Annotated in this window: 11 protein-coding genes and 1 pseudogene; 3 read left to right on the top strand and 9 right to left on the bottom strand. The window is 69.8% G+C overall.

Annotation, left to right across the window (positions count from 1 at the left end; genetic code table 11):
- Positions 1-35: 35 nt before the first annotated feature.
- The 3 genes from ORI60_RS05545 to ORI60_RS05535 all read right to left on the bottom strand — a co-directional run bounded on the left by ORI60_RS05545 (position 36) and on the right by ORI60_RS05535 (position 4291).
- Positions 36-230: a ubiquitin-like protein Pup gene (locus ORI60_RS05545; protein ID WP_030471529.1), complete on the bottom strand. Its 195-nt coding sequence runs from the start codon at positions 228-230 to the stop codon at positions 36-38.
- A gap of 79 nt (positions 231-309) precedes the next feature.
- The gene (dop, locus tag ORI60_RS05540) at positions 310-1803 is read right to left on the bottom strand and encodes a depupylase/deamidase Dop (protein WP_266035044.1); all 1494 of its coding nucleotides are present in this window, start codon (positions 1801-1803) and stop codon (positions 310-312) included.
- 97 nt (positions 1804-1900) lie between these two features.
- Positions 1901-4291, bottom strand: a complete 2391-nt coding sequence (locus ORI60_RS05535; RefSeq protein ID WP_266035042.1) for an ABC transporter permease — start codon at positions 4289-4291, stop codon at positions 1901-1903.
- A 107-nt stretch (positions 4292-4398) separates the two neighbouring features.
- On the opposite strand from ORI60_RS05535, the gene ORI60_RS05530 reads away from it, so the two are divergent.
- Complete coding sequence (locus tag ORI60_RS05530; RefSeq protein ID WP_266035039.1) at positions 4399-4896, top strand: NUDIX hydrolase; 498 nt, start codon at positions 4399-4401, stop codon at positions 4894-4896.
- On the opposite strand, the gene ORI60_RS05525 is transcribed toward ORI60_RS05530, so the two are convergent.
- The 5 genes and pseudogenes from ORI60_RS05525 to ORI60_RS05505 form a co-directional block, all read right to left on the bottom strand.
- On the bottom strand, positions 4883-5218 hold the full coding sequence (locus ORI60_RS05525; RefSeq protein ID WP_266035036.1) for an antibiotic biosynthesis monooxygenase family protein: 336 nt from the start codon (positions 5216-5218) through the stop codon (positions 4883-4885). The genes ORI60_RS05530 and ORI60_RS05525 overlap by 14 nt on opposite strands.
- A gap of 13 nt (positions 5219-5231) precedes the next feature.
- On the bottom strand, positions 5232-6110 hold the full coding sequence (locus ORI60_RS05520; RefSeq protein WP_266035033.1) for an aldo/keto reductase: 879 nt from the start codon (positions 6108-6110) through the stop codon (positions 5232-5234).
- Between the two features lie 76 nt (positions 6111-6186).
- Positions 6187-7242, bottom strand: a complete 1056-nt coding sequence (locus tag ORI60_RS05515; protein ID WP_266035030.1) for a glycoside hydrolase family 5 protein — start codon at positions 7240-7242, stop codon at positions 6187-6189.
- 97 nt (positions 7243-7339) lie between these two features.
- Positions 7340-8095 carry an ABC transporter permease gene (locus tag ORI60_RS05510; protein ID WP_266035027.1) on the bottom strand — a complete coding sequence of 252 codons (756 nt, stop codon included), beginning with the start codon at positions 8093-8095 and terminating at the stop codon, positions 7340-7342.
- Positions 8096-8145: 50 nt separating this feature from the next.
- Positions 8146-8793: pseudogene (locus ORI60_RS05505) on the bottom strand (ABC transporter ATP-binding protein); the annotation flags it as partial.
- Positions 8794-8904: 111 nt separating this feature from the next.
- Here ORI60_RS05505 and ORI60_RS05500 point away from each other — a divergent pair.
- Together ORI60_RS05500 and ORI60_RS05495 are read left to right on the top strand one after the other, a co-directional pair.
- Positions 8905-9972, top strand: a complete 1068-nt coding sequence (locus tag ORI60_RS05500) for a sensor histidine kinase (protein ID WP_266035025.1) — start codon at positions 8905-8907, stop codon at positions 9970-9972.
- Positions 9969-10595 (top strand): response regulator, encoded by a 627-nt coding sequence (locus ORI60_RS05495; RefSeq protein ID WP_266035023.1) that lies wholly within the window; start codon positions 9969-9971, stop codon positions 10593-10595. Before ORI60_RS05500 ends, ORI60_RS05495 begins: the two co-directional genes overlap by 4 nt.
- 192 nt (positions 10596-10787) lie before the next feature.
- Here the strand turns inward: ORI60_RS05495 and arc are convergent, their stop codons facing one another.
- Positions 10788-12587: a proteasome ATPase gene (gene arc, locus ORI60_RS05490; protein ID WP_093587965.1), complete on the bottom strand. Its 1800-nt coding sequence runs from the start codon at positions 12585-12587 to the stop codon at positions 10788-10790.
- Positions 12588-13023: the final 436 nt, after the last annotated feature.

Genomic DNA, 13023 nt, shown 5'->3' with positions numbered 1-13023 from the left:
CCCGTCCCCGAGGTGGTCAACAGGCCCCCGAAGGCCTACTGACCACCCTTCTGCACGTATGCGCGGACGAAGTCCTCCGCGTTCTCCTCGAGCACGTCGTCGATCTCGTCGAGGATCGCGTCCACGTCCTCGCCGAGCTTCTCGCGGCGTTCCTGGCCCGCGCCGGCGGCGTCGTCCGCGCCGTCGTCGCCGTCGCCACCGCCCTGGCGCTGCTTCTGTTCCTGGGACATCTCGGCCTCCCACTTGCTCGCCTGACAAGAACACTACCCAGCGGCACCGACAAAAACCCTGAGCCACTCGGGTAGACGATCACCCGCGAGTGAGCGCGTCCACCAGCTGCTCAGCGGTGTCTGATGCCTCGAGAAGGGCTCCGACGTGCGCTTTCGTCCCGCGGAGCGGTTCCAGCGTCGGAATTCGCACGAGGGATTCTCGACCGAGATCAAAGATCACCGAGTCCCACGAAGCGGCCGCGACCGAGCTCGGGTAGCGCTCCAGGCACCGGCCGCGGAAGTACGCACGCGTGTCCTCGGGCGGCGTGGTGATGGCCGCGCGGACCTCTTCCTCGCTCACGAGCCGCTTCATCGAGCCGCGCGCGACCAGGCGGTTGTAGAGGCCCTTGTCGAGGCGCACGTCGGAGTACTGCAGGTCGACCAGGTTGAGCCGGGCCGCGCCCCACTCCAGGCCGTCGCGCTGCCGGTAGCCCTCGAGCAGCCGCAGCTTCGCGACCCAGTCGAGCCGGTCGGCGCACTCCGCGGGGTCGCGGGCCAGCGCGTCGAGCACCTCGCCCCAGATCCGCAGGACCTCGCGGTCGCCGACGCCTTCCTTCTCGACGAACGCCAGCGCCCGCTCGTGGTAGGCGAACTGGACGTCGAGGCCGGTGAACTTGCGCCCGCCGGTCATCTCGACCTTGGTCTTCAGGGTCGGGTCGTGGCTGATCTGGTGGACCGCGCGCACCGGGTCGACCATGCGCAGGTCGTCGAACCGCTGCCCGGCCTCGATCATGTCGAGCACCAGCGACGTGGTGCCGACCTTGAGGAACGTGGAGTACTCGGCCAGGTTCGCGTCGCCGATGATGACGTGCAGGCGGCGGTACTTGTCCGCGTCCGCGTGCGGCTCGTCGCGCGTGTTGATGATGCCGCGCTTGAGCGTCGTCTCCAGGCCGACCTCGACCTCGATGTAGTCGGAGCGCTGCGAGAGCTGGAAGCCGGCCTCCTCGCCGGACTGGCCGATGCCCACGCGGCCGGAACCCGTGATGACCTGGCGCGACACGAAGAACGGCGTGAGGCCCGCGATGACGGCCGTGAACGGCGTCGAGCGCTGCATCAGGTAGTTCTCGTGGGTGCCGTACGACGCGCCCTTGCCGTCGACGTTGTTCTTGTACAGCTGCAGGCGGGGCTGGCCCGGCACGGAGGCGGCCTTGATCGCGGCCTCCTCCATCACCCGCTCCCCCGCCTTGTCCCAGATCACCGCGTCACGCGCGTTGGTGACCTCGGGTGCCGAGTACTCGGGGTGCGCGTGGTCGACGTAGAGCCGCGCGCCGTTGGTGAGGATGACGTTCGCCGCGCCCAGGTCCTCGACGTCGGAGTCGGCGGGGTGCCCGCCGGGTGATCCCAGGTCGAACCCGCGCGCGTCGCGCAACGGCGACTCCACCTCGTAGTCCCAGCGCGCCCGCCTGGCGCGCGGTATGTCCGCCGCCGCCGCGTACGCGAGCACCACCTGTGTCGAAGTGAGCACCGGGTTCGCGGTCGCGTCACCCGGCACTGAGATGCCGTACTCGACCTCGGTTCCCATGATCCGCCGCATACGCAACACCTTATGACCTGACCCCGACGCAAGCGTGTGGGGAGCTTCGCGTTGAAGCTCCCCCCACCCTATTCACCCGGATGCCCGATCCGGAGGGTCAGCCGGAGGCGAGTCCGGCCGCCGGGCGGATCCGCGACGCGCCGCGGGAGGGCCCGAACGCCGCCAGCACCGCGAGCACCACGACCGCGATCGCGCCGATGACCAGCGGCAACACGACCTGCGGGCCCGGCAGCGTCATCTCGATGCCGGTCGAGAGGATCGCGATTTCCGCGTAGGCGAACCCGAGCACGCCGCCGCCGATCACGCCGACCAGGGCCAGCATGACCGCTTCGGCGATGACTCCGCCCTGCAGTCCGCCCCTAGTGACGCCCAAGGCGCGCCTTAGTGCGAGCTCCTTGCGGCGTTCCTGCACGGAGATGGTCAGCGCGGTGCCGATGCCGGTCACGGCGACCGCCACGGACAGTCCGAGCAGGACCATCATCAGCACGGTGCCCAGGTGCATGTACCGGTCCGCCTCGGCGCGCTCGTCCGCGTCGGTCTGGACGATCACGGTCGGGTTGTTCGGCAGCGCGGCCTGCAGTCCCGCCCGGAACCGGGCCGGGTCGGCACCGGGCTTCAGCGCGACGAGCACCTTCTCGGCGGGTCCCGAGGTGGGGCCGGCGACGATCGGCACGTACCCGGTGATGCTGCCGGGGATCGTGCCCACGACCTCGTACCGCGTGCCGCCGGCCTCGACGAACGGCCGGTCCTCCCAGTGCGGCGGCACGATCGCGGTCCCGGCGGTGAGCTGCTCGGCACCGGACACGTTCTGCGCCTTGAGCCAGGCCTTGAACTCCTCGGGGTCGACGCTCGCGGCGCTGTCCGGGGTCTTGTGCAGGACGACGCTCGCGGCCACGTCCGGCTGCGCGGGGATCTCCGGCAACGGCCTCTCGCCCGCGTCCACCACGGTCGCGTCCGGGCGTTCCTCGTTGGCGTACTGGTAGGTCATCTCCTGCGCACCACCCAGCACGACCAGGAAGAACGTCACCATCGAGCTGGCCAGCAGCAACGGCAGCGCGACCGACGCCGACCGCTGCGGCATCCGGCGCACCTCGGCGCCGGCGAGCTTCCACTGCGTGCCGCCGATCCTGCCGAACAGCCGCGCGATGAACGGCACGGTGACGGGGCCGAGGATCCAGAACAGGCCGGTCACCGCGGCGATCGCGGAGAACGTCACGGAAAGAGGCGCGGCGACCGTGCCCTTGGCTGCGATGGCCAGCATCGCGAGCAGCGCGGCACCACCGGTGAACAGAACACCGAACACGAGCCGAAGGCGGCGAACGGAGCGAGGCGGCACCTCGTTGTCCGCGTCACGCAGAGCGGCCAACGGCGACACACGCGCGGCGTTGATCGCGGGACGAACCGCCGCCGTCACGCTCAGCAGGGCGGCGACGACGACCCCGAGGATCACGTAACCGAGCGACGGCAGCAGCTCGGGGCTGAGCTCCACCGCGCCGAACAGCACCGAGATGCCGGTGGCGTCGAACGTCCGCGCCAGCAGCCACGCCATCGGCCCGCCGAGCAGCGCACCACCGACGCCCGCCGCCGCACCCGTCACGAACGCCTCGAACAGGCTCCTGCGCACCAACGGCCCGCGCTGGGCACCGATGCAGCGCAGCAACGCCGTCTGCCGCTGCCGTTGCGCGTAGACCGCGCGGAACGTGGCCGCCGCGACGAAGACCGCCGTGGCCAGTGCGAGCACGCTGAACGGCAGCAGGATGAACATCAGGTCGTTGCCGACGCTGTCGGCGTCGGGCACCGGGTCCCACACGACGTACGAGGCGCCCGCCGCGGCCTTGACGGCGTCCCGCGCACCGCCGAGCACCCAGATCTCCTTGACGAACGGCGCCGGGTCGAGAGACCGCGCCAGGTCCGGGCCGGCGACCAGGATCGGCCGTGCGTCGATCCCGCCCTTCTTCATGATCCCGCTGACGGTCACCTCGACCGCCTTGCCGTCCGCGGCGGCGAGCTTGATCCGGTCGCCGGGCTTCAGGCCCCGCTCGTAGGCGGTGATCTTGTCGACGGCGACCTCGCCGTTCGCCGCGGGGGCCTTGCCCTCGGACAGCGGCCAGCGCACCAGGTCGGGCTGCTGGACGTGCACCTCGGCGCGGTGCTGTCCCGCGCGGCCGGCCGCGTCCAGCAGGTCGGCCTGCGCCACCTGCACCGGCACCGCCCGGCCGACGGCGGACAGCTTGGCCAGCACCGCGTCGTCCAGCTTCGGCCGGTTCTCCTCGGCGGTGCCGTACTCGGCGGGTTTGGTGTCCACCACGTGACTCACCGACGACGGGGTGAGGGGCGCGCCCTCGTCGACCGACCGGGTGAGCGCGTCGCTCAGCACCAGTGCGGCCAGCAGGCAGGCCACGCCGACGACGAGCGCGACGCCGGGCAGCAGCGCGCGGCCCGGCCGGGCGCGGAACTCGGCGATGCCGAGCCGCAGGGAAGTGGACACGGATCCTCCTCGGTGACGTCTGACGTTCACGAAGGTAGGAAGGAAGGCGATCAGCGGGCGTCGGACTGGGGTAGCAGGCTCGCGTACGACCACAGGAGGACACGGGGATGATCAACCTCTACGACGAGGCCGCGAACGTGGTCGGCGAGGTGACCCGCGAGCGGATGCGCGCGGAGAACCTCTGGCACGGCTGCGTCCTGACCGTGGTGTTCTCCGGTGACGGCCAACGGGTCTACGTGCACCGCCGCACGGACACCAAGGACATCTTCCCCGGCCTGTACGACTTCTCGGCGGGCGGCGTGATCGACGCGGGCGAGACCCCGGACGAGGCGGCGGTCCGCGAGCTGCGCGAGGAGCTCGGCGTCGAGACCCCGCTGACGCCGCTCTTCCGGACCACCTACGTCGACGAGCTGACGCGCTACCACGCGTGGGTCTACGAGACGCGCAGCGACGGCCCGTTCACCCACCAGCCCGAGGAGGTGGCCTGGGGCGGGTGGATGGACGTGGCGGAACTGCGCGGCAAGATCGAGGACCCGGGCTGGCCGCTCGTGCCGGACGGCCGCGCGATCGGCCGCGAGTGGCTGGAACTCTCTAAGGGCGCTTGAACGTGTGGCTGCGCTCGACCTTCGCCACGTGCAGCGTGTAGCTCTGGTACCAGCTGTCGCGGCCGCGCTGCTGCGCCGCCCGGTGCTCAAGGTCGGTCCGCCACCGCGTGAGGGCGTCCTCGTCGCGGAAGTAGGCGACGGTGATGCCGAGCCCGCCGGGGTTCTGGGCGTGGTCCATCCCCAGGTAGCCGGGGACCTCCCGCACCAGTTCCTCCATGCGCGCGTTGGTCTCGCGGTAGCCGGTCTGGTCGTCGGTCCGCACGGTGGTGAAGACAACCGCGTAGTACGGGGGTTCGAAAGCCTCGACGGGCGCATCGCTCACGGCGTCACCGTAACTAGTTCCAGGTGAGCCCGGAACGGGTTTTCCAGTACTGCTCGGCGGGCTCGGCCAGGTCGGGCAGGTCCACGTCGACGCTCAAGGCATCCACATTGGACCGCAGCTGCGCCGGGCTCGCCGCGCCGGACAGCACCACGTCCGCCCACGGCTGCCGCACGATCGCCGCCAGGGCAACGGCGTCCGGACCGACTCCCAGCTCCTTCGCCTGTGCCGCAACCGCTTGCGGAGGTTCCACGACGAGCCGTCCGTTGGCCACGCCCTCCTTGACGATCACCCGCAGCCCGGCGTCGTGCGCCTCCCGCAACGCCTCCCCCGCCGAGGTCTCCAGCAGGTTCCAAGTGGACTGCACGGACCCGAAGATGCCGAGCTCCAGGGCCTTGCGGATCGTGTCGGCCTGCCGCGGCCCCGACGTCGAGAAGCCCAGCGGCACACCGGTCGACACCATCGCGTCCCGCAGCGCGCGATCGGCGAACAGCGGGCTGTCGGCCGTCAGCGAGTGCACCTGGTAAAGCGCGACCCGCGGCAGGAGAGCCGACGTCTCCCGCCACTGCTGGGCGAACCGCGCGAGCGAGTGCTCCTTGACCTCGTGCACCTCGGCGTCCGGCCGCCAGTCCGCGGTGTAGGCGTAGCCCCACTTGCTGGACACCGTCACGTCGTCGTGGCCGGGCAGCCACGACGACAGGAACTCCTCGGACAGCCCGTAGGACCGAGCCGCGTCGACCCAGCGGATGCCCAGCTCGTAGGCCGTGTCGAGGACGAGATGGCATTGCGCCCGCATGGACTCGACGTCGCGCACGGCGGGCAGCGCGTCCTCACGCCCGAGGTTGATGTAGGCGGGACGACCGAGCGAGGCGAGACCGAGTGCGAGTTGAGCCATGCCGACAACGGTAAACGGCGGCCCCGGAGGACCGCCGCTCACGTGACCCGCCGGGGCCGGTCGTCGCAGGAGAGGATCAGAAGTCGTCGGCCGTGCGGATGTGGTTGCGCACCCACTTGCCGGCGTCCTTCAGGGGACCCTCACCGGAGAAGCTGCTCCCGGAGCACGTGCCGCTCTTGAACACCGCACCCGTGCGGTGGTCGTCGGAGAAGTTCCAGTTGGTCCAGGAGATCTTCGCCTCCTTCATGAACGTGATGAACTTGTTCGCCATGGTGAAGTCGTTGGGACCGTCACCGGAGGCCTCCTGCGAACCGAACTCGGTGACGAAGACCGGCACCTGGCTCGAGACCGTGCGCAACGCGTTGAGGTACGAGTCGCGGTGGTCCTTCGCGTAGAAGTGGAACGTGTACATCAGGTTCGAGGCGTTGACCTTGTTCTGGCTGACCTCGTTGATGTTCTTGCCGTCGGACAGGCCGAACGTCGACCAGCCGTGCGTGCCGACGAGCACGAGGCTGTCCGGGTCCTCCGCGCGGATCGTCGGGATGACGGCCTCCGCGTAGCTCTTGACCCGCGCCCACGTCACGCCGTTCGGCTCGTTGGCGATGTCGTAGATGATGTTCGTCTTGTCCTTGTGCCGCTGCGCGATCTCCTTGAAGAAGGTCTTGGCGCGCGTGGTGTTGTGGTTCGGGTCGCCCGGCGAGAGCTGGTGCCAGTCGACGAGCGCGTACATGCCGCGCTTCGTGGCCTCCTCGATGTAGCCGTGCACCATGTCGGTGAACTTGCGAGGGTTGCTCTCGTAGCCACCTTCCTGGATGTACATCGAGATGCGGAGGACGTCCGCCTTCCAGTCGTTGGCGAGCGCGTCCAGGGACGCGGTCTTCACGCACTGGGAGTACCACTGGATGCCGTGCGTGCTCATGCCGCGCAACTGGATCTGCTTGCCGTTCTTGTTGCACAGCTTGACGCCGCAGACCTTGAGCTGGCCGTTGACCGCCGCGGGCGACCCCGGCGGCAGCGCGGCGGCGGCGAAGTCCCCCTCGGGAGCGGCGGCCACGGAGCTGCCCGCCATCGCACCGGTCAGCGGGAGCACGACCGCCGCGGCGAGCGCCACCACAGACTTCTGCCAGGACATACAGAGTCTCCTCTCGGAACTGCTGGCGGCGGATTAGTTAGGTAAGTTTCCTTACCGTTAAAGGTATAGATGACCATAGGGCCGGCCCCTGGGCGAGTCAAGCATCTCGTCGCAGAAGAGTCACAGTTCCGGCACCCAGAGTCACCAGTGCGTAAAAGATCAAAACTGCGACGGCGGCGAGCTGCCCCAGCGGCGCGTCGTCGACGACACCCGCGACCTCCCACACCAGGTACGGCACCATCACCGCGGACGCGTCCACGTTCCACGGTTCCGGCAGCATCGGCGTGATCGCGGGCAGGCCCCACAGCAGCACGCCCACCACGACGACCGTGACGGCCGTCGACCTCACCGCGAGGCCGATCCCGAGTCCGGCCAGGCCCGTCACCAGGATCGACAGCGCGGCGGCCCCGGCCCACGGCAGCACGTCGCCCAGGTCGTCCCAGGGAGCGATCGGCGGCGGCCGGTCCCCCATGATCAGCCAGCTGCCGCCGGTGCTCAGGGCGAGCGTGACGACGCCGATCACCGCGGCCGCGTCGGCGACGAGCGCGGCCTTGGCGGCCAGCAGGCGTTTCCGGTCCGGCACAGCGGTCAGCGCGGTCAGCCCCGGGTCGGAGGTGGCGACCAGGGCACCGAGCGCGGCGACGAGGAACTGGACGACCGGTGTGATCACCACGCTGTTGTCGGCGGACGCGAACCGCGCCTGTTCGGCGGCCGGGGACGTGTCGTAGTCCTGCACGATCAGCCACGACAGCAGCGCGCCCGCGACCACCATCAGGGCGACGGCGCCGACCAGCCCGTACGGCGCGCGGACGGTCCGGAGCTTCAGCCACTCCGCGGCGAGCGCGTTCTTCACAGTCCCCTCCCGGAGGTGAGTTCGAGGTAGGCGTCCTCCAGCGAACCGTTGCGGGTCAACGCCTCCATCGGCGTCTCCTTGACCAGCCGTCCTCTTGCGACGATCACGACGTGGTCCGCGGTCAGCGCCATCTCGCTCATCAGGTGGCTGGAGACGAAGACCGTGCGGCCCTCCTCCGCGAGTCCGCGCATCAGGTCGCGGATCCACCGCACACCCTCGGGGTCGAGTCCGTTCACCGGCTCGTCGAACATCAGCACCTGCGGATCGCCGAGCAGGGCCGCCGCGACCCCCAGCCGTTGCTTCATGCCGAGCGACAACGCCCTGATCCGCTTGTGCCGCACACCTCCCAGGCCGACCTGTTCCAGCAGTTCGGCCGCGCGCTCGCCGCCGATGCCGTTGCTCGCGGCGAGCCACCGCAGGTGGTCGAGCGCCCTGCGGCCGTGGTGCACGGCGGCGGGGTCGAGCAACGCGCCGACGTGCCGCAACGGCCGGTCCAGGTCCTGGTAGCGCCGGCCGCCGATGAGGGCCTCTCCACCCGTGGGCCGGTCCAGGCCGAGGATCATCCTCATCGTCGTGGACTTGCCGGAGCCGTTCGGGCCGAGGAAGCCCGTCACCAGTCCGGGGTGGACGGTGAACGACAGACCCTCGACCGCTGTCGTGTCCCCGTATCTCTTCGTCAGGTTTCGCACCTCGATCATGCGGACCAGAGTCGGCCGGATCCCGCGGGAAGGGATCGGCCCGCGCTCCGATCCCGGGAATCGGACCGTGGTCCGAGGCGGTCCGGGCGCACGCTCGTTACCGTCGTCGTCGTGATCGCGAGACTGCACCTCTACCTGGTCGACGCGACCGCGGCGCTGGTGATCGGCGTTCTCGTCGGCTACGCGATGCTGGAGCACCAGGAGAAGCCGTGGTGGCTCGTCGTCCCCGGCACCCTGCTCGTCGCGCTGCCCGTCGCGGTCCGCCGGATCTGGCCCGTGACCGCCCTGGTGGTCACCACGGCCGCCACGGCGGCGGTGGTGATCGGCCAGGTGCTGCCTACGGAGGCGCTCGGCGCCCCGGTCGGAGCCGTGTGCTTCGCGCTCTACACCGTGGCCGTCGACCGTCCCCTGACCTGGTCGCTCGCGGGACTCGCGGGCGCCGTGGTGGCGATCGCCGGCGTCTCCGGCGGCGAACCGGAGAACGTGCTGGTCGTCCTCGCGGCGACGAGCGCCGTCTGGGTCATCGGCTACACGACCCGGATGCGGCGGTCGTACTTCGCCCGTGCAACCGCTCAGCAGGCCGAGCAGGCCCTCTCCGACGAACGCATGCGCATCGCCCGCGAACTGCACGACGTGGTGGCGCACAACCTTTCCCTCATCACCGTCCAGGCCGCGAACGCCGCACACGTGCGGTCACCCGAGCACGCGTACGAGGCGCTGCGGGTGATCTCGGAGACGAGCCGGGCCGCGCTGACCGAGATGCGGGGGCTGCTGGGCGTGCTGCGATCCGACGCCGACCTGGCGCCCTCCCCCGGCCTCGGCGGGCTCGCGGACCTCGCCGACCGCGCGTCACTCGCGGGTGTGCGCGTCACGCTGGACGTGCGCGGCGACACCGCCGTGCCGGAGGGCATCGGGCTCTCGGCGTACCGGATCGTGCAGGAGGCGCTGACGAACGTCGTGAAGCACGCGGCGCCCGCGGCGTGCACGGTGCTGGTAGACGTGACACCGGAAGCCGTCCGCGTCGAGGTGACCGACGACGGTCCCGGTGTGAAGGAGCTCGGAGTGGGACACGGACTGATCGGCATGCGCGAACGCGTGGCCGTCTACGGCGGCACGTTCAGCGCGGGCCCCGGTGCCGAGGGCGGTTTCCGGGTCGTCGCGGAACTGCCCCAGCGATGATCCGCGTGCTGGTGGCCGACGACCAGGCGTTGCTGCGCGCCAGCTTCCGGATGCTGGTCGACCACGAACCGGACCTCGCCGTGGTGGGCGAGGCCGGTACCGGCGCCGAGGCCGTCGCACTGGCGTCCGCACTGCGGCCGGACGTCGTGCTGATGGACATCCGCATGCCCGAGATGGACGGCATCGAAGCCACCCGGCTGCTGGACGGGCCCCGCGTGCTCGTGCTGACGACGTTCGACCTCGACGAGTACGTCTTCGGGGCCTTGAGGGCCGGCGCCTCAGGTTTCCTGCTCAAGGACACCCCACCGGCCGAGCTGCTGGCCGCGATTCGCGTGGTCGCCTCCGGCGAGTCGCTGCTGTCGCCGACGGTGACGCGCCGGCTGATCGCGGAGTTCGTCCGGCACCCCGCCGCGCCCGCCGTGCGCGGGCTGGAGCGCCTGACCGAGCGGGAGAGGGAGGTGCTGCTGCTGATCGCCCGCGGGCGGTCCAACGCGGAGATCATGGCCGAGCTGCACGTCAGCACCGGCACCGTGAAGACGCACGTCGGGAACCTGCTGGCGAAGCTGCACGCCCGCGACCGCGCCCAGCTCGTGATCGCGGCCTACGAGTCGGGCCTGGTCTGAACAACGACACGGGTCGCGCGCCGCCGGCTCGTCCGGCGCGACCACAGGCAACGCGCTCCCACCGGCGAGCGCACCGACGCCCAGTGGCGCAGGGCCGCCGCGATCCCCGCGCCGAAGTTGCTCCCGCGAACGCGGAACCGCCCCGGCCGTGTGCAGCGACCGGGGCGGTTCCGTGTTTCCGGACCGAGCTGGTTACAGGTAGGTGCCGGTGTTCGTGGCCGTGTCGATCGCGCGGCCGGCGTCCTGGTTCTTCCCGGTGACGAGCGTGCGGATGTAGACGATCCGCTCGCCCTTCTTGCCCGAGATGCGAGCCCAGTCGTCCGGGTTCGTCGTGTTCGGCAGGTCCTCGTTCTCGGCGAACTCGTCGAGGATGGCGGCCTGCAGGTGCCGGACGGAGAGTCCGGGCTGCTTGGTGTCCAGCAGCGACTTGATCGCTGCCTTCTTCGCCCTGTCGACGATGTTCTGGATCATGGCGCCGGAGTTGAAGTCCCGGAAGTACAGGACCTCCTTGTCACCGTTGGCGTAGGTGACCTCCAGGAACCGGTTGTCCTCGGACTCCTCGTACATGCGCTCCACGGTGTGCTGCACCATGCCCTCGATGCAGGCCTTCGGGTCCCCGCCGAACTCGGCGAGGTCGTCGGCGTGCAGCGGGAGGTTGGGCGTCAGGTACTTGTTGAAGATGTCCTTCGCGCCCTCGGCGTCCGGTCGCTCGATCTTGATCTTCACGTCGAGTCGGCCGGGGCGGAGGATCGCCGGGTCGATCATGTCCTCGCGGTTGGAGGCGCCGATGACGATGACGTTCTCCAGGCCCTCGACGCCGTCGATCTCGGCGAGGAGCTGGGGCACGATCGTCGTCTCGACGTCGGACGACACACCCGAACCACGGGTGCGGAAGATCGAGTCCATCTCGTCGAAGAACACGATCACGGGGGTGCCGTCGGACGCCTTCTCACGAGCCCGCTGGAAGATCAGGCGGATGTGCCGCTCGGTCTCACCGACGAACTTGTTGAGGAGCTCGGGGCCCTTGATGTTGAGGAAGTACGACTTGGCCTGCTTGTCGGTCTCGCCGCGGATCTCCCGCACCTTCTTGGCCAGGGAGTTCGCCACCGCCTTGGCGATGAGCGTCTTGCCGCAACCGGGAGGGCCGTAGAGCAGCACGCCCTTGGGCGGGCGCAGCTCGTACTCGCGGAACAGGTCGGCGTGCAGGAACGGCAGCTCCACGGCGTCGCGGATCTGCTCGATCTGCCTGGAGAGGCCACCGATGTCGCTGTAGTCGATGTCCGGGACCTCCTCGAGCACGAGGTCCTCGACCTCGGCCTTGGGGACCCGTTCGTAGGCGAAACCCGCCTTCGAGTCGACCAGCAGCGAGTCGCCGGGCTTCAGCGGCGAGTCGAGCAGCGGCTGGGCGAGCCAGACCACCCTCTCCTCGTCCGCGTGGCCGACGACCAGCGCGCGGGAGATGGTGTCCAGACCGTCGTCGTCGGTCAGCACCTCCCGCAGAGAGCAGACCTCGCCTGAACGCTCGAACCCGCCGGCCTCGACGACCGTCAGCGCCTCGTTGAGACGCACGGACTGGCCGTAGGCGATCTTCTCCGGCTCGACCGCGGGGGACACGGCTACCCGCATCCTGCGGCCGGACGTGAAGACGTCCACGGTCCCGTCGTCGAAACGCGCCATGAAGACGCCGTACCCGCTGGGCGGTTGCGCCAGCCGGTCGACTTCCTCACGCAGCGCGAGCAGCTGGCTTCGTGCTTCGCGGAGGGTGTCTATGAGCTTCGTGTTTCGCTCGGTCAGCTGGCTGACGCGCTCTGTCGCCTCAGCCAAGCGCTGCTCGAGCAACCGCGTGTGGCGCGGGGACTCGGTCAGCTTGCGACGCAACGACGCGATCTCGTCCTCTAGGAACCTGATCTGCGCAGTCAGCTCAGCAGAATTGTTGCCTTGGTTCAGCTCGCCACCCTCATCGGGTTGGCTGCCGGGATGACCGTGCTGCATGTCGGCACCCTCCTCCCGTGTTCGTACCGATTACGGTACCGGCGATCACCGACAAAATGGGGTACTCACAACATCATCTTCGCTCGTGTGGTGCAACGGGGAGGCCTCCAACAGAGGTCAACTGCTCCATCTCGGTGTCCGGTTCGACCGCCCACCCGCTACGGTGCGTTCCAGAAACCACGACCGGCGTTTCGCGTCTCGACACGCCAGACGACCTGCGAGAAGTCCGAGGAGAGGGTCATGGGAGCACCAGGGCGGCGGCCCGGTCCCCACGGTCCGCGACCACCCTCGGACGATCATCGACACGCCTGGTGCGGCTCGCGGCCCGGTGACGGGCGGCAATCCGCCGCCGTCCCACCAGGTGGACCAGCGACTGGTCCGTTCGGTGGTCACGCACCGCAACCCACCCCGTTCGTGTCCGTCGGAGGACCCGCGC

Source organism: Lentzea sp. NEAU-D7 (assembly GCF_026242055.1).
Classification (GTDB): Bacteria; Actinomycetota; Actinomycetes; order Mycobacteriales; family Pseudonocardiaceae; genus Lentzea.
Note: the sequence above shows the minus strand (reverse complement) of the source record. Positions and strands in the feature narration are given on the sequence as shown.